The 15,511-nt window shown below is 62.0% G+C and carries 15 protein-coding genes; 9 read left to right on the top strand and 6 right to left on the bottom strand.

Going from position 1 to position 15,511, the window contains the following annotated elements; all coding sequences use genetic code 11:
• The first annotated feature begins 49 nt into the window (after positions 1 to 49).
• A complete protein-coding gene (locus tag AACZ26_RS10720) occupies positions 50 to 1,528 on the top strand; it encodes an aminopeptidase P family protein (protein ID WP_339621441.1) in 1,479 nt (492 codons plus the stop codon).
• 58 nt (positions 1,529 to 1,586) lie between these two features.
• On the opposite strand, the gene AACZ26_RS10715 is transcribed toward AACZ26_RS10720, so the two are convergent.
• The gene (locus tag AACZ26_RS10715; protein WP_339621440.1) at positions 1,587 to 2,186 is read right to left on the bottom strand and encodes a general stress protein; all 600 of its coding nucleotides are present in this window, start codon (positions 2,184 to 2,186) and stop codon (positions 1,587 to 1,589) included.
• Between the two features lie 36 nt (positions 2,187 to 2,222).
• Here AACZ26_RS10715 and AACZ26_RS10710 point away from each other — a divergent pair, with 36 nt between their 5' ends.
• The 3 genes from AACZ26_RS10710 to AACZ26_RS10700 are packed head-to-tail and all read left to right on the top strand — an operon-like array spanning position 2,223 to position 5,191.
• The gene (locus AACZ26_RS10710; protein ID WP_339621439.1) at positions 2,223 to 3,554 is read left to right on the top strand and encodes a magnesium transporter MgtE N-terminal domain-containing protein; all 1,332 of its coding nucleotides are present in this window, start codon (positions 2,223 to 2,225) and stop codon (positions 3,552 to 3,554) included.
• Complete coding sequence (locus tag AACZ26_RS10705) at positions 3,541 to 4,080, top strand: DUF1003 domain-containing protein (RefSeq protein ID WP_100389760.1); 540 nt, start codon at positions 3,541 to 3,543, stop codon at positions 4,078 to 4,080. Before AACZ26_RS10710 ends, AACZ26_RS10705 begins: the two co-directional genes overlap by 14 nt.
• Complete coding sequence (locus AACZ26_RS10700; protein WP_339621435.1) at positions 4,070 to 5,191, top strand: P-loop NTPase; 1,122 nt, start codon at positions 4,070 to 4,072, stop codon at positions 5,189 to 5,191. The genes AACZ26_RS10705 and AACZ26_RS10700 overlap by 11 nt, the downstream gene beginning before the upstream one ends.
• A 56-nt stretch (positions 5,192 to 5,247) precedes the next feature.
• On the opposite strand, the gene AACZ26_RS10695 is transcribed toward AACZ26_RS10700, so the two are convergent.
• On the bottom strand, positions 5,248 to 5,370 hold the full coding sequence (locus tag AACZ26_RS10695; RefSeq protein ID WP_339621432.1) for a hypothetical protein: 123 nt from the start codon (positions 5,368 to 5,370) through the stop codon (positions 5,248 to 5,250).
• A gap of 72 nt (positions 5,371 to 5,442) precedes the next feature.
• On the opposite strand from AACZ26_RS10695, the gene AACZ26_RS10690 reads away from it, so the two are divergent.
• Both AACZ26_RS10690 and AACZ26_RS10685 read left to right on the top strand, forming a co-directional pair.
• Complete coding sequence (locus AACZ26_RS10690; protein ID WP_339621430.1) at positions 5,443 to 6,357, top strand: LysR family transcriptional regulator; 915 nt, start codon at positions 5,443 to 5,445, stop codon at positions 6,355 to 6,357.
• Positions 6,358 to 6,430: 73 nt separating this feature from the next.
• On the top strand, positions 6,431 to 6,868 hold the full coding sequence (locus AACZ26_RS10685) for a GNAT family N-acetyltransferase (protein WP_339621427.1): 438 nt from the start codon (positions 6,431 to 6,433) through the stop codon (positions 6,866 to 6,868).
• Between the two features lie 45 nt (positions 6,869 to 6,913).
• On the opposite strand, the gene AACZ26_RS10680 is transcribed toward AACZ26_RS10685, so the two are convergent.
• Positions 6,914 to 8,407 carry an aminotransferase class V-fold PLP-dependent enzyme gene (locus AACZ26_RS10680; protein WP_339621426.1) on the bottom strand — a complete coding sequence of 498 codons (1,494 nt, stop codon included), beginning with the start codon at positions 8,405 to 8,407 and terminating at the stop codon, positions 6,914 to 6,916.
• The gene (locus AACZ26_RS10675; RefSeq protein ID WP_339621425.1) at positions 8,404 to 9,834 is read right to left on the bottom strand and encodes an MFS transporter; all 1,431 of its coding nucleotides are present in this window, start codon (positions 9,832 to 9,834) and stop codon (positions 8,404 to 8,406) included. Before AACZ26_RS10675 ends, AACZ26_RS10680 begins: the two co-directional genes overlap by 4 nt.
• Before the next feature lie 60 nt (positions 9,835 to 9,894).
• Between AACZ26_RS10675 and AACZ26_RS10670 the strand changes: the two genes are divergently transcribed.
• Complete coding sequence (locus AACZ26_RS10670; RefSeq protein ID WP_339621424.1) at positions 9,895 to 11,457, top strand: succinic semialdehyde dehydrogenase; 1,563 nt, start codon at positions 9,895 to 9,897, stop codon at positions 11,455 to 11,457.
• Here the strand turns inward: AACZ26_RS10670 and AACZ26_RS10665 are convergent.
• Positions 11,454 to 11,849, bottom strand: coding sequence for a Sec-independent protein translocase TatB (locus tag AACZ26_RS10665; protein WP_339621422.1), 396 nt, complete (start codon positions 11,847 to 11,849; stop codon positions 11,454 to 11,456). The two genes, AACZ26_RS10670 and AACZ26_RS10665, sit on opposite strands and share 4 nt — an antisense overlap.
• Positions 11,850 to 11,911: 62 nt before the next feature.
• Here AACZ26_RS10665 and AACZ26_RS10660 point away from each other — a divergent pair, with 62 nt between their 5' ends.
• Both AACZ26_RS10660 and uvrA read left to right on the top strand, forming a co-directional pair.
• Positions 11,912 to 12,544: an O-methyltransferase gene (locus AACZ26_RS10660; RefSeq protein ID WP_339621421.1), complete on the top strand. Its 633-nt coding sequence runs from the start codon at positions 11,912 to 11,914 to the stop codon at positions 12,542 to 12,544.
• 136 nt (positions 12,545 to 12,680) lie between these two features.
• The gene (uvrA, locus tag AACZ26_RS10655; protein WP_339621420.1) at positions 12,681 to 15,173 is read left to right on the top strand and encodes an excinuclease ABC subunit UvrA; all 2,493 of its coding nucleotides are present in this window, start codon (positions 12,681 to 12,683) and stop codon (positions 15,171 to 15,173) included.
• Between the two features lie 71 nt (positions 15,174 to 15,244).
• Here the strand turns inward: uvrA and AACZ26_RS10650 are convergent, their stop codons facing one another.
• Positions 15,245 to 15,418, bottom strand: coding sequence for a DUF3117 domain-containing protein (locus AACZ26_RS10650; RefSeq protein ID WP_339621418.1), 174 nt, complete (start codon positions 15,416 to 15,418; stop codon positions 15,245 to 15,247).
• Positions 15,419 to 15,511 lie beyond the last annotated feature (93 nt).

The following is a 15,511-nucleotide window of genomic DNA, read 5'->3' as shown; positions in this document are numbered from 1 at the left end:
GGTAGCTCGCGATAGTGCGTTTTCTTGCGCGACGAGAGACACTAGAGGTATGGCAGATTCTACGGCTCCCAGCCCCCGCGCGACCTCTAACCGTTCTACGACGCCCCACTCTTCGGGCTTCTCTGATTTCATCTCTTCGGGGTGGGCTGAGCGAGTCGACGCCGAGGTGGTTCCCCGCGAGCAAGCCGCGTTTGCTGCTGCCCGCCGCGAGCGCCTTTCGCAGCTTCATGTCGGCCAGCGCCTCATCCTTCCTGCGGGTTCCGCGAAGGTGCGCTCGAACGACACCGACTACCCGTTCCGGGCTCACTCGACGTTTGCACACGTCACCGGCTGGGGTTCGGATGTTGTCGCCGGCAGTGTGCTCGTCATGGAGCCCACCGCTAGCGGCCACGACGCCACCCTCTATTTCCGTCCCGCCGCCGGCCGCGACACGAACGAGTTCTATGCGAACCCGGATGTCGGAGAGTTCTGGACCGGTCCACGTCCGTCCCTCGCCAACGTGGCGACCGATCTCGGCGTCGCGACTGCCCCCTTGGCCGATTTTGACGCCGTGCTCGATCGTGTTGACGCGTCAACGCTGATCGTTCGTGACGCTGACCGCGATGTCACTGACCAGGTAGACGGCCGTCGCCTGCTCGCCGCTGACTCTGAAGCTCTTGAGCATGACGGTGATGACGAACTGAGCCGCAACTTGAGCGAGCTGCGTCTCGTGAAAGACTCGTATGAGGTCGCTGAAATGCGCGGTGCTGTCGATGCAACGCAGATGGGCTTCAACGATGTTGTTGCTGACCTGCCGAACATCGTTGAGCACACTCGTGGCGAGCGCCTCGTCGAGGGCACGTTCAACCGTCGTGCTCGCGCCGAAGGCAACACTGTCGGCTATGACACGATCGCTGCCTCCGGCCCCCACGCGTGCGTGCTGCACTGGACGCGCAACGATGGGCCGGTAAAGCCCGGCGATCTCATTCTTATTGACGCCGGCATCGAGCTCGACAGCTACTACACCGCCGACATCACGCGCACGCTGCCGATCAGCGGCACGTTTACCGAAGTACAGCGTCGCGTCTACGACGCCGTGCTCGAGGCTGCGGATGCTGCGTTCGCCATTGTGCGTCCGGGAATCAAGTTCCGCGACATCCACGCTGAAGCAATGCGGGTTATCGCTGAGAAGACTGCCGAATGGGGACTGCTGCCCGTATCAGCTGAGGAGTCGCTAGAGGCGGACAAGCAATTCCACCGCCGCTACATGGTGCACGGCACAAGTCACCACCTCGGCATTGACGTTCACGACTGCGCCGCTGCCCGTCGCGACATGTACCTCGACGGCGTTCTTGAGCCCGGAATGGTCTTCACGATCGAACCCGGCCTCTACTTCCAGCCTGACGACATCACTGTTCCCGAGGAATACCGCGGCATCGGTGTGCGCATCGAAGACGACATCCTGGTTACTGAAGATGGTGCCGAGAACCTGTCTGTCAACATTCCGCGCACAGCGGATGCCGTAGAGGCGTGGATCGCCCGCTCGTAGTCGTGCAGGCGCGCGTCAGCGAAAGCTCGGCGCGCGCCAGCTCTGCGTTTCGAAGTCCCTACGCTTTGGGCTGCGCGTCAGGGTCAACCGGCGCTTCTGGCTCCGGAGCGGTAGGTGACCCGGTCGGCGTCGGAACGTGCGGCGCTGCGTGCACGCCGGGCATTCCCGCAGCTGACGTTCCCAAGACTCCGTGAGCCTTGGCCGTGAGGTCGGGGGAAATGATGATGTCGTAGCGTTCCGCGAGCAGTTGTGACGCTGCGGCGTAGTCGCGGCGCTTGCGGGTGATCGAGTAGTTCACCACACCAAAGATCATTCCGATTCCAGCACCGGTAAGGATGGCTGCGAAGAAGATGCCGATCTGCTGTGCCGTGATGGGCGAGATGATCGTCGAGATCAATCCGAAGAACAGCCCCAGCCACGCACCAGTGCTGGCACCGGCAATTGCGGCGCGGCCGTAGCTCAGCCTCGCGGTCACCACTTCAACCGTCGTGAGGTCACGACCGACGATCGCGATGCCTTTGACATCGAATTCAGCTTTGGCCAGCTTGTTGATTACCTCTTGGGCATCGGTGTAGCTGGAGAAGCTAGCGAGCACGTCGCCACGGGGCACGCTCGACTGCAGAGGGGCACGGCGGGAGAATCCACTGAAATTACTCATCAGTTCATTGTCCCATGCAGGGGTAGGGTTTTAGTTGTGAGCACCTCAAGAGTATTCGTCGCCCGATTGGTGGGCTGCTCTGTCTTCGACCCCAATGGCGACCGCGTCGGTAAAGTGCGCGATGTCCTTGTTGTTGAGCGAGCCGATGCGAGCCCCCGTGTTGTGGGAATGATCGCTGAAGTTCCCGGTAAACGCCATGTTTTCTTGTCCATTGGTCGCGTGACGAGTATCGGTTCTGGGCAAATTATTACGACGGGTGTACTGAACCTGCGCCGCTTTGAGCAGCGCGGCGGCGAGATCCGCGTCATGGCAGAACTCCTTGGCCGTCGTGTGGGCATGCAGGATGGCTCTGGCGAGGCTCAGATCGAGGATGTTGCGATCGAAGAGGTCGACCTCGGCGAGTGGGAAATTAGCCAACTCTTCTTGCGCCGCCCCAAAGCCAGCGGATCACCGCTCTTCGCCAAGGGCCCCACCGATTTCGCTGAGTGGGATGAGATAAAGCACAATCAACGAACGGGTGAGGCGCAGTCGGCGACTCAACTTGTTGCAAGCTTCTCTGATCTGCTCCCCGCCGACCTCGCCAACGCGATGCTGGAATTGCCCGAGCAGCGCATGATGGAGGTCGCGGGAGAACTCGCCGATGACCGCCTCGCTGACGTGCTCGAAGAGATGCCCGAGAACGAGCAGGTTGCTCTGCTCAACAAGCTCGACGACAACCGCGCTGCTGACGTTCTTGATGAGATGCAGCCGGATGACGCAGCCGACCTTATTGCCCACCTCAGCGATGAGCGCGGCGAGACCCTCCTCGACCTCATGGAGCCCGAAGAGGCCGAAGATGTGCGCTTCTTGCTCAGTTACGCCCCCGATACGGCGGGTGGACTCATGACGACCGAGCCGATCATTGTGTCTGCTGACGCGACTGTTGCTGAGGGTCTTGCCCTCATCCGTCGCCATGAACTTGCCCCAGCCCTCGGCGCTGCAATCTGTGTCACGCTGCCGCCGTACGAACCACCAACAGGGCGCTTGCTTGGCATGGTGCACTTCCAACGGATGTTGCGCTATCCACCCAACGAGCGACTCGGCGCGCTGATTGATCAGTCGCTCGAGCCGGTGCGCTCGTCGACGACGGCGGCAGAAGTGTCGCGCATCCTCGCGAGCTACGACCTCGTGTCGGTGCCTGTTGTTGATGACAACCATCGATTACTTGGGGTGGTGACCATTGACGACGTGCTCGACCATCTTCTTCCCGATGATTGGCGCAGCACCACCGATGAATCGGCCAGTTTCGACGACACATCTACCAGACCGCTGACTATCGTTCAGCAAAAAGAAATTCGCGCAGGGAGGTCAGCACGTGGCATTCGCTAAACGACGCACTCCACGGTCTCAGCGCAACGAGGCACGCCTCGACAGCCCTAAGGGTTTGCGTACCGGTTTTGGCATGTTCGAAAGTCGCGACCGCATGGGCCGCTATTCCGAGGCTTTTGCCCGCGGCATGGGCACTCCCTGGTTCTTGGTGGGCTTGTCGGCTTTCGTTGGCGTGTGGTTGATCTACAACACGAGCGCACCGTTCGATGCTCAGTTCGACCCTCGCGCCACCAACTTCACTCTGCTCACGCTGATTCTGTCGTTGCAGGCGTCGTATGCTGCCCCAATGATCCTCTTGGCCCAGAACCGTCAGGATGACCGCGACCGCGTGCAGATTGAGCAAGACCGCCAGCGTGCCGAGCGCAACCTCAACGACACCGAGTATTTGGCGCGCGAAGTTGTCGCGCTACGACTGGCCATGACCGATCTGGCCAGCAAAGATTTCATTAGGTCAGAACTGCGGTCTCTGCTCGAGGAGCTAGAAAAGGACGACGAGACTAAAGACGCGGAGAAGCGTGAACGCTGAACGTGAAGCCGCGGTACTCACCTCTCTTGCCTCGGTGATCGATCCCGAGATTCGACGTCCCGTGACAGAGCTCGACATGATTTCGGGGGTCTCTGTCGACGACGCGGGGGCGGCATCCGTCGGCTTGACGTTGACGATTGTCGGATGCCCGGCTGCAACCTCGATCGAACGTGATGTGCGCGAGGCTACCGAGCGTGTGCCCGGCATCACGGCGGTCACGGTAGACGTGTCGGTGATGACTCGCGCCCAACGCGACGCTCTCACGGAGAAGCTGCGCAAGGGCAAACCGAAGACGATGCAGTTCGGGCCGGATTCGCTGACGCAGATTGTGGCCGTGACGAGTGGCAAGGGCGGGGTGGGCAAGTCGACGCTCACCGCCAATCTCGCCGTCTCGCTTGCCCAGAGTGGCTTGCGCGTCGGAGTGATCGACGCTGACGTGTTCGGGTTCTCGATCCCCGGGTTGCTCGGCCTGCACGGCGCAAAGCCTACGCAGGTGGGCGAGATGATTCTGCCGCCGGTCGCCTATGACGTGAAGGTGATTTCGATTGGCATGTTTGTCGAAGACAACACGGCCGTGTCGTGGCGTGGGCCGATGTTGCACCGCACGATTCAGCAGTTCTTGACTGATGTCTTCTTTGGCGACCTCGATGTCCTGCTGCTTGACCTTCCTCCCGGCACAGGCGATGTCGCGATCTCGCTCGGGCAGTTGCTGCCGCACTCCGATGTGGTTGTTGTCACGACCCCGCAATCGGCCGCCGCTGATGTTGCGGAACGCAGCGGGCTCGTTGCGCGCCAAACCGGTCAGCGCGTGATCGGCGTCATTGAGAACATGGCGGGTCTCCCCCAGCCTGACGGCAGCGTGCTTGAACTCTTTGGTTCGGGTGGTGGGGCGGATGCCGCAGCCAAGCTCTCCACGCCAGAAGAGCCTGTCTCGGTGCTCGCGTCAGTTCCGCTCAGCATTGCTTTGCGTGAGGGTGGTGATGCCGGGGTGCCCGTGGTCATTGCGGCTCCCGCGGATCCGGCAGCTCAAGCCATCACGGCTCTTGCCGCGACCCTCCGTTCGCACAAGCGCAGCGTTGCCGGCCGCAAGCTCGGGCTCAGCACGCGTTAACGCAAAAACACCACAGCAGAAATGCTGTGGTGTTGCGTAAACCGACTGGCGGTTGGCTACGGCATGGTGTTGTAGCGGCGGGTGGGCACGCGACGGTATCCGTCGGTTGCAACGGCACGCACGGTTGCTGCGATACCGGTTGCAGCTAGTGCCGCGATGATGATGAGTTCGAGGTTCATGTCTATATTCTGGCGCTCCGCAATCCTTTAGAACAAGATGATCTTCCTTATCTAACCTTGTAGACTAACTACATGGAGATCAGGCGCTTAGAGCTGTTGCGCGAGTTGGCCGACCGCGGCAGCATTACGGCTGTCGCGAAGGCGACGATGCGCACGCCATCCGCGGTCTCTCAGCAGCTGAAAATCTTGGAGCGTGAGGCAGGAATTCCGCTCACCGAACGAGTGGGCCGAGGCATCGTCTTGACGTCGGCCGGGCGTGCGCTGGCCCAGACCGCGGCCGATGTCGCCACCGCTATTGAGAAGGCCGAAGCGCTCTGGAACGACTTTCGGGAGTCGCCACGCGGTGAAGTCACGATGACAATTTTCCCCACGGGTGGTGAGATGTTGCTGCCGGGCCTTTTCCATTCGATCAATCGTCTTGCGGGGCTCACCCTCGACTGCCATGACCAAGACTCGGTGCTCGAAGATGTCGCCAACCTGACCGCCGACTACGACGTCGTTGTCTCCGACTCTCCCCACGTGCTTCCCTCGTGGACCGAGCGTGGGCTTGCCGTGGTTCCGCTCATGCGGGAGTCTCTCGATGTCGCGCTGCCCGAAGATCACCCGCTCGGTCGCAAGGCATCCCTCACTCCCGCTGACCTCATCGACGAGACCTGGATCGGTGTTCCCTCGGGGCTGCCGTTCGACCGCATTCTTCGACGCATCGAAGCGGCAAACGGTGCCCCCGCAAAAGTTGCTCAGCGGCTGACAGACAACAGCATCGTCGAAGCGGTCGTGGCGGCCGGTCACGGCATTGCGATCTTGCCGCGCTTCACCACTCGAGACCGCGAAAATGGCCTCATCACCCGGCCGCTCAAGGGTGTGCCGTCGTCGCGCCTCATTTCTGCGCTGCTGCGGCCTGACCGTGCCGAACGCCCCTCCGTTCGTGCCGTCGTGAAAGCGCTCGTGGATGAAGCCCAGCGCTTCGAGCGCGAGCACACTGCCTAAGGCGCACGAGCCACTCCCTGCGATTCTCGGCATACAGGCGTCCGCAGCATCCGGCCCGCCGTAGAATTCCGAAGTGAACTTTTCTCTGCGCCCCAGCACCGATGCCGACCTCGATTGGTTGCTTGAGTTACGCGCCGACGTGCTTCGCGACGATCTGGAACGCCACGGACTCTATGACCCGGTGCGCGTTCGGCGCTGGATGAGCGATGCTTTCGTCGCCGCCAACACCCAGATCATTCACGTAGCCGGTGCCGATGCTGGCTGCATCACGGTGCGCCACGAAACCGATGCCCGGTGGATCGAACACTTCTATTTGCCGACGAGTCTTCACGGTCAAGGAATCGGCACGGGAGCTCTCGCCGACGTTCTCGCCCGCCCCGATGCGCGACCGTTCCGGCTTATGGTTCTCCAGGGCAGCCCGGCAATTCGACTCTACGAACGTCACGGCTTCGTGCCCTACGACCAGGATGAACACGACGTGTGGATGACGCGGCCCGCCATTCTCGACTAGAGCCAGTGACTCGCCTGGCAGCCACTCTCGCGGCTCGCCAGTGAACTACGTCGCTTCAGGCTCGACCAGGCGCGCAAGCAGTTCGACGAGCAATCGTTGTGTGAGAGGCGCCGGCATCGCGGAGATGAGGGCGAGTAGCGGTGCCATCCGATCCGGGAGTCCCCCGGTGGCTGCACCGATACCGAGCGCGCCCAGGATGCCCGCAGCCGACGCTGAATCGAGCGGGGCAGCATCCGGGTTCCCTAAGACGGCGAGGGCTTCAGCGGGCAACGTGGCGAGCAGCGCCTCAACGGCGACAGGAGGCACGCCTCGAACCTCGTCGCCCGCGGCGGTCAGAGCCACGCTCAATTCGTCGAGAACCTCAGCGGTGACCGGCGTTACCGTGAGGTGAGTTGTCGCAGGCAACGTGCTGCCGTCGCTTTGCACGAGAGAGGGCTGCAGCTGAAGCAAGAAACCATGCTCGCGCACCTGATCTGCCCAGTGATGCGGATCAACGCGGCGCTCTTCAGCGACCGACTCGTCCGTTGCGACAGCGAGTAGGGGGCCTACAGGATTGCCCACAACGCGAAGTCCCTCAATGCCGCCGATGACGTCTCGAAGCATGCGAGTAGACCGAGCACAGGAGCGAGAGAGCTCGGCGAGCCCCTCGGTTCCCAGCGCTTGAATAATTGCCCACGCCGCGGCGAGAGGGCCAGCCGATTTCGACCCCAGAATTGTGGGATTCACGATCGGGTAACCGGGCCACTGAGTGGTGGCGAAGTATTGCTCGCGCTGGCGGTCGCGCCCACGCTGCAGAATCACCGAAGCACCCTTCGGCGAGTAGCCGAACTTGTGCAGATCAGCGCTGATACTTGTGACACCAGTAACTGCAAAGGTCCACGGCTCCACGCCCTCCCAGAAGGGCAAAACCCAGCCGCCGATGCACGCGTCGACGTGGCAGGCAATACCCCGTTCGGATGCGGCTGCCGCGACCTCCACAACAGGATCCATCGCTGCGTGCGCGTAACTCGGCGCGGAGACCACGACGAGAGCAACGTCATCATCCATGCGTGCGATGAGATCGCCCGCAGCAACGTCACCGCCCGGGCCAACCGGCACGAGATCCAGCTGAAGTCCGAAGTAGTGAGCCGCCTTCTGGAAGGCCGCATGAACAGTCACGGGAGCCAATAGTCGCGGCGTGCCAGTGCGCGCCGAAGCTCCGACCCCGCGCCATACGTCGCGGGCAGTTTTGACGGCCAAGAGGCAGCTCTCGGTTCCCCCGGTCGTGACGGTGCCAACGACATCCTCATCACCACCGAGCAGGTCACGAGCAAAACGAAGAACTTCACGTTCCATGACAGCGACCGACGTAAAAGTTGTCGGGTCGAGGCCGTTTACGGGCTGAACCGCACGGATCGCGCTCGCAGCGAGCTCGTCGAGTTCCGCCAGGCCCGAATCGTAGACGTACGAGAGCACTCGCCCACCGTGGGTGGGAGCATCCGCGCTTCGCAACTCGGCGAGGCGTTCGAGAATATCGGCGGGCTGATGGTCGAACTTCATCGGGTCTCCTGATCGTTCGCCGTGGTGGTGAGGCCACTGGTGGGGTGCGGGGTGGTGGCGGGTGTCGCGGCAGAGTCGCCCTCGTCGTTGTCGGCGTCGTCGATGTCGTGACGACGCAGGGGGTAGCGCGTGAACGTCAGCAGCGAGAGGCCAATGATGACGGCGGGCACGATGCTGAAGCTAATGATGATTCCGGCGATCGCCGAATCGGGCTGAGTCACCGTCTGGTTGGCGACCGATTCAAGATAGCCGGATGCCGCAAGCACGATCGTGAGCACGGTCGCCCCGATGGCCATTCCTGTGGTTTCTCCCGCGGTCCAGACTCCCCCGAAGGTTCCTGCCGAGGCGATGTTGTGACGGCGAGAGTCGTGGGAGATCACATCGGGGAGCATCGACATCGGCAGGGCTTGCATGCCGGCGTAGCCTGCTCCCGCGAGCGCGACCGGCGCATAAATCCAGGCCCCTGGCACCCACAATTGGGGCACGATCAGCAGCGCACCGACGCCGTAACAGGCGGAAGCCCACACGAATGCGCGTTCTTTACCAATGCGGCGCGAGATCGCGGCCCATACCGGCGCGAACAGCAGTGCGGGGCCGATGAGTGAAACGAAGAGGATCGCGACTCCCGTGTCGAGTACCCATGTAGCCACGTACTGCGCTCCCGCGAGCATGACTCCCGTTGCCAGCCCTTGCAGCAAGAAGGTGAGCAAGAGTGCACGGAACGGTTGACTGCGCTTGAGCGCAGCGACACCGGCTCGATAGGTCTGCGCGATCGAGACCGTGGGGGCAATGGCGGTGGCACCGCGCGGTGCAGCAAACGACGAGATCACGAGCGAGACGCCCATAAGCACTGCCGCGGAGAGGGCCATGACGAGATACCCGAGCCGTTCATCCGCAAAAGCGTCACGAATCTCAGGAGCGCCAGCACCGAACAGCAAAATTGCGATAGTGAGCACGACGACGCGCACCGCCAAGAGTCGGGTGCGTTCGTCATAGCTGCGCGTGAGTTCAGCAGGCAAAGCGATATAGGGCACTTGGAACAGGCTGAATGCGGTTGCTGTTGCGACGAAAGCAATGAACACCCAGACGCCCGAGGCGAGCGGACCGATACCAGCAGGCACCGCAAAGGTCACGACAAACAAGATTGGCAACGCAATGGCGCCCAGCAGCATGACGGGCCGTCGCGTGCCGCGGTGGGCGAGGCTACGGTCACTGCGCGCCCCAATAACGGGATCGATAATCACATCCCAGACTTTGGCGGTGGTTACCAAGATTCCGGCCGCGAGCGCGGCAATACCCAGAGTGTCGGTGAGGTAGTAGACAAGCACGAGACCCGGCAACGCACTGAAGCCTCCCGTGCCGAGAGAACCAATGGCATAGGTGGCGATTGTGGATCGGGTCAGAGCTCGCGGCGCTGCGGTGGTCATCTTTGTGAGCCTAGCGCTATGCACAGCCGAAATTGTGGTGCCCAGTCGTAGTGTTGAGACATGTCGCCTCACACAGTTGCTTCATTGATCGGGTCCCGTCGTCGGGACGCTCTTGTCGCCGGGTTGCGGTGCACCACCTCCGACACGGCCACCGTGATTGCCCCATTCACCGGCACACCCCTGCATGAGTTGCCGCAAAGTTCTGCTCGCGATGTTCGGGATGCTGCGGCATCCGCTCGCACCGCTCAGAGTGCGTGGCAGGCCGCTGGGTTCGCCTACCGTCGCCGGGTTCTTCTGCGAGCCCACGATCTGCTGTTGGAACGTCAAGAAGAGCTGCTCGACCTGCTGCAGACAGAATCGGGCAAGACCCGCGGTCAGGCCTTCGAAGAGATCTTTCAAGCCGCATCGGTCACGCGGTACTACGCGGTATCGGCTGAGCGAGTACTCGCCACCAAACGCCGCCGGGCGGGCATCCCTCTAGTGATGTCGACGCGCGTGAGTTACTCCCCCAAACAGCTGATCGGTGTTGTGACGCCGTGGAACTATCCGATTGCACTGGGAGCTATGGATGTTGTTCCCGCTCTTGCTGCCGGCAGTGCCGTCATTCAAAAAATCGACAATCAGGGCGCGCTCTCGATGCTCGCAACTCGCGAGGCTTACATCGATGCCGGCGTTCCTGCCGCCGTCTGGCCGATAGTGGCTGGCCCCGGCAATCAAGTCGGAAATGCCGTCGTCGATTCGAGCGACTACATCTGCTTCACCGGCTCGACCCCCACGGGCACCACAGTGGGCAAGCGCGCCGCCGGGCGTCTCATCGGTGCATCCCTCGAGTTAGGCGGCAAGAACCCGCTGCTCGTGCTCGGTGACGCCGACCCCGTGCAGGCTGCCGCGGATGCCGTCTACGCCTGCTTCGCTTCGATGGGCCAGTTGTGTGTCTCCATCGAACGCATCTATGTGCACGAGTCAATCGCCGAAGAGTTCACGCGGGCTTTCACCGAGCGCGTTGCGGCACTCTCGCAAAGCGCAACCCTCGACTACTCGAGTGATGTGGGATCGCTCACCTCTAAGGCTCAACTGGAGCGCGTTCACGCGCATGTTCAGGATGCCGTCACCAAAGGTGCAACAGTGCTGGCTGGTGGGGTTGCGCGCCCCGACATCGGCCCCTACTTCTTCGCGCCGACCGTGCTGACGGGCGTCACTGCCGAGATGGAGTGCTGGGCGAACGAAACCTTCGGCCCGGTGGTCGCCATCACGACGGTCGCGAGCGATACCGACGCCATCAACCAGGCCAACAACTCCGAATTCGGTCTCAACGCCTCCGTCTTCAGCGGTTCGCTAACTCATGCCCACCGCGTGGCCGCGCGGCTCGATGCGGGCAGCGTCAACCTCAACGAGGGTTACCGCGGCAGCTTCTCGAGTGTCGATGCCCCGATGGGTGGCATGAAACACTCAGGACTCGGACGCCGTAACGGGCCGGAGGGGATCCTGCGTTTCGTGCAATCGCGCACAATTTCTCAATCGAATGGCATTCTGCAATTGCCCCGCTCAGGAGCCGAATTCGCGGCCATGGCGGGAATGATGGTGACCCTGCTGACCGTGTTGAAGGTGTTGCGCCGCCGCTAGGTCGCTTCGTTGTCGAAGGGGGCGGGCTCGCCCGCGCTCACGCCTGAGTTGAGCTGCGCTTGGTGTTCGGCGAGCGCTGCCTGACGTTCTGCGTAGGCGGCAGATCGTGCCGGGCGCACCGTCACGGCGGGCTTCTCTTCTTCAAGCAGGGCATCGCGGATGATGCGGCGGGGGTCGTACTGACGAGGGTCGAGTTGCTTCCAGTCGATGTCGTCGAAGTCTGGCCCCATCTCTTCACGCATGCGATCTTTCGCACCGTTGGCCATGTCGCGCAGTGACCGGACGAGGCGAGCAAGTTGCGAGGCGTAGTAGGGCAGGCGGTCGGGGCCAAGCAAAAAGACAGCGATGATCCCAATGATCAGCAGTTTGTCGAATGTGAGACCGAAGGACACCCGTTTAGCTTACCTGCGCTTGTCGTTGCTACGTCTACAGTTGATCTAGCGATAGGAGCAATGTGTCAGACAAGCAGTTGAGCTGGAAATACGCCGAGGAGTTCGTTGTCGAACGCCCAGAGATCGCTGCGGCGCGCGTGCATTCCAGTGAGCTGGGAATCGAAGCCGTCAGCCCCGCTGTCGGCGCCCAATTGGCTTTGCTCGCTGCCGCGACAGGCGCCAAGAGCATCATCGAAGTCGGTACCGGTGTTGGCATTAGCGGGCTCTGGATGCTCGCGGGCAGCCCAAGCGCACTGCTCACCACTATCGATTCCGAGATTGACCACCAGCAGGTCGCTCGTTCTGTATTCACGGATGCGGGCATCCAACCGAACCGCGTACGTCAGATCGGTGGCAAGGCGGCCGAAGTTCTCCCGCGCATGAATGAATCAAGCTACGACCTCGTGTTCATCGATGCCGACCCGCAGTCGGTTATTGAGTATGTCGAGCACGGGCTTCGCCTCGTTCGCCCCGGTGGCGTTGTGGCGGTTGCTCATGCCCTGTGGCGTGACCGCGTTGCCGATCCCGCTCAGCGTGATTCGACGGTGCGAAACTTCCGCACTCTCTTGAACGAAGTTGCGCAGTCGGAGGCGGTGATCAGTTCGCTGATTCCCGTGGGCGACGGACTTCTGCAGCTCACCAAGCTCAGCGACTAACGCGCTCAGCGAACGCTCACCCCGCGTTCAGTCTCCTCTCCGTAGTGTGGAAACACCGCCATATCTCGACAACCACGACTGAGCGCGCGAAGCCGAGCAACCATGGCTCTGCGCCCGTCGCCAGAACGGAGCATCCATGAACAACAATGATCGTGACGGCTGGGTTCACGTTCGAGGTGCGCGCGAGAACAATGTCGCCAACATTGATCTTGATGTGCCCCGCGATTGCATGGTGGCGTTCACCGGAATCTCTGGATCCGGAAAATCTTCTCTCGCTTTTGGAACTCTCTACGCTGAAGCACAGCGTCGCTATTTCGAGTCAGTAGCCCCCTATGCCCGGCGACTGCTCAATCAGGTCGGCGCCCCCGATGTCACCGACATCACGGGGCTTCCGCCTGCCGTTGCCCTTCAGCAGCGCCGCGGAGCGCCCAGCTCTCGATCGAGTGTCGGCACCATCACTACCCTCTCCAACCTTCTTCGCATGTTGTATTCCCGGGCCGGAAGCTACCCCGCGGGAGTCAGCCACCTCTCGGCCGAAGCGTTCTCGCCCAACACGGCAACGGGAGCCTGCCCACGCTGTCACGGCCTCGGCGTCGTGCACGATGTCACCGAGGATCTCCTCGTTCCCGATGCTTCGCTCTCTATTCGCGATGGCGCAATAGCGGCCTGGCCTGGCGCGTGGCAGGGCGCCAATCTCAAGAGCATCGTCAACGGTCTCGGCATCGACACCCGAGCGCCGTGGAGCACTCTGAGCCGCACAGACCGCGACTGGCTGCTCTATACCGAAGAACAGCCCTCCGTCTTCATCCAGCCAGAAGAGGGCCGCGTCGATCACGGCTACAACGGCAAGTTCTGGAGCGCCCGCAAGCACATCATGAACGTGCTCTCGCAGTCCCAGAGCGAGCGGATGCGCGAGCGCGCGCTCCGCTTCGTGCAGAGCATGACGTGCCCCGAGTGTGGCGGTAGCGGCCTGCAGGCTAACGCCCTGTCTGTCACCTTCGCCGGGCTCAGCATCGCCGAGATGAATGCCGTACCGCTGACAGAGATCGCAGACCGGCTGCGGCAGGGCATCATGCGCGCTGACGCAGAAAGTGATTCTGCCGACGGCAATGAGGTTGCACGGCGCATCGGCGACGATGTGATTGCGCGCGTCGACGTTCTCCTCGATCTCGGACTGGGATACCTCAGCCTTGGCCGTAATTCCACGACGCTCTCCCCCGGTGAAGCGCAAAGGCTCCGCATCGCGACGCAATTGCGTTCCGGTCTCTTCGGCGTCGTCTATGTGCTTGATGAGCCCTCCGCGGGATTGCACCCGGCGGATGCGGCGCCGCTACTGGAGGTACTCGATCGTCTGACGGCATCCGGCAACTCGCTGTTCGTTGTCGAGCACGACCTCGACGTGATTCGTCGCGCTGACTGGATCGTCGATATCGGGCCAGGCGCGGGTGAAGGCGGCGGTCAACTCGTGTACTCCGGCCCCGTCGAAGGCCTGCGGGATGTGCCCGAATCAGTGACCGGCCGTTACCTCTTTCCGCAGGAGGCTCGACCGGCGCGAACGGTACGCGCACCGCAGTCGTGGGTGCGTCTCGAGAAGGCGTCGCTGCACAACATCCGCGATCTCACCGTCGATTTTCCGCTCGGTGTCATGACCGCTGTCACGGGAGTCTCTGGCTCGGGCAAGTCAACGCTCGTCACCCACGTTCTCGCCCAGGCAGTGCGTGACCGTCTCGGTGCTGCTCCTGATGAAGCTGCGGATCCGGATGAACAACTGCACGATCTCACCCTCGAAAACACCAGCGGGCTCGACTCGTTCGACCGCCTCGTGCTCGTCGACCAGCGCCCCATCGGCCGCACTCCTCGCTCCAACCTCGCAACCTACACGGGAATGTTTGACGTCGTGCGCAAGCTCTTCGCCGCAACCGATGAAGCACAGGCTCGCGGCTATACAGCGAGCCGGTTCTCGTTCAACGTCGCGGGCGGTCGTTGCGAAACGTGCCAGGGCGAAGGCTTTGTGTCGGTCGAACTGCTGTTCTTGCCCGGAACCTATGCTCCCTGTCACACGTGCCACGGCGCACGGTACAACGATGAGACGCTCGAAGTGACCTACCTCGGCAAGAACATCGCCGAGATACTGGGCATGACCGTGAACACCGCTGCGGAATTCTTCACAGAATCCTCTTCAGCGCTGCGCAGCCTCGACACTCTGCGCGATGTCGGGCTTGGATATCTGCGTCTTGGCCAGCCCGCAACAGAGTTGAGTGGTGGTGAAGCGCAGCGCATCAAGCTCGCGACCGAGCTACAGCGTGCCCGTCGCGGCCACGCGCTCTACTTGCTCGACGAACCCACAGGGGGGTTGCACCCCTCAGACACCGATTTGTTGCTTGCACAATTGCAACGACTCGTGGATGCCGGAAACACCGTCGTGCTTGTCGAACACGATCTCGCTACCATTGCCAGCAGCGACTGGGTTATCGACTTGGGCCCCAGCGGCGGTGACAAGGGTGGAACGATCGTGGCTACAGGAACTCCGCGCGATGTTGCCGCTGGCCCCGGTGTAACTGCGCACTACCTCAAAGAATGGATGGACACCGACAGCGTGAGAAAAACAAAAGCACCGAACACGACATGATCGTGTCCGGTGTTTAGTTCCGACTACCCCCGCACAGTGGCGGGGCTGCCGGTCAAGGCTGGGAAGGTGCGCTAGGCGGGAGTCACAACACCCGCGAGAGCGTCGTGCAGTTCTTTTGCTTCCTCGTCGTTTACAGAAACTACGAGTCGACCGCCGCCTTCAAGAGGTACGCGCACGACAATGAGTCGACCCTCTTTGACAGCCTCCATCGGCCCGTCACCGGTCCTCGGCTTCATGGCTGCCATAGATAGTCCCCTTTCATCGGTACTAGTTCCCATTATCCAGCAAAAACCGCCGATACTGAAACTCTGTCGAATCATTCACCCGCTGTGCACCTG

This window comes from uncultured Salinibacterium sp., from assembly GCF_963974405.1.
Classification (GTDB): domain Bacteria; phylum Actinomycetota; class Actinomycetes; order Actinomycetales; family Microbacteriaceae; genus Rhodoglobus.
Note: the sequence above shows the minus strand (reverse complement) of the source record. Positions and strands in the feature narration are given on the sequence as shown.

What these genes read in the sequence shown, in the direction of transcription:
- AACZ26_RS10720 (WP_339621441.1), top strand. Translation starts at nt 50, where the DNA reads ATGGCAGATTCTACGGCTCCCAGCCCCCGCGCGACCTCTAACCGTTCT.
- AACZ26_RS10715 (WP_339621440.1), bottom strand. Translation starts at nt 2,186, where the DNA reads ATGAGTAATTTCAGTGGATTCTCCCGCCGTGCCCCTCTGCAGTCGAGC.
- AACZ26_RS10695 (WP_339621432.1), bottom strand. Translation starts at nt 5,370, where the DNA reads ATGAACCTCGAACTCATCATCATCGCGGCACTAGCTGCAACCGGTATC.
- AACZ26_RS10690 (WP_339621430.1), top strand. Translation starts at nt 5,443, where the DNA reads ATGGAGATCAGGCGCTTAGAGCTGTTGCGCGAGTTGGCCGACCGCGGC.
- AACZ26_RS10680 (WP_339621426.1), bottom strand. Translation starts at nt 8,407, where the DNA reads ATGAAGTTCGACCATCAGCCCGCCGATATTCTCGAACGCCTCGCCGAG.
- AACZ26_RS10675 (WP_339621425.1), bottom strand. Translation starts at nt 9,834, where the DNA reads ATGACCACCGCAGCGCCGCGAGCTCTGACCCGATCCACAATCGCCACC.
- AACZ26_RS10670 (WP_339621424.1), top strand. Translation starts at nt 9,895, where the DNA reads ATGTCGCCTCACACAGTTGCTTCATTGATCGGGTCCCGTCGTCGGGAC.
- uvrA (WP_339621420.1), top strand. Translation starts at nt 12,681, where the DNA reads ATGAACAACAATGATCGTGACGGCTGGGTTCACGTTCGAGGTGCGCGC.
- AACZ26_RS10650 (WP_339621418.1), bottom strand. Translation starts at nt 15,418, where the DNA reads ATGGCAGCCATGAAGCCGAGGACCGGTGACGGGCCGATGGAGGCTGTC.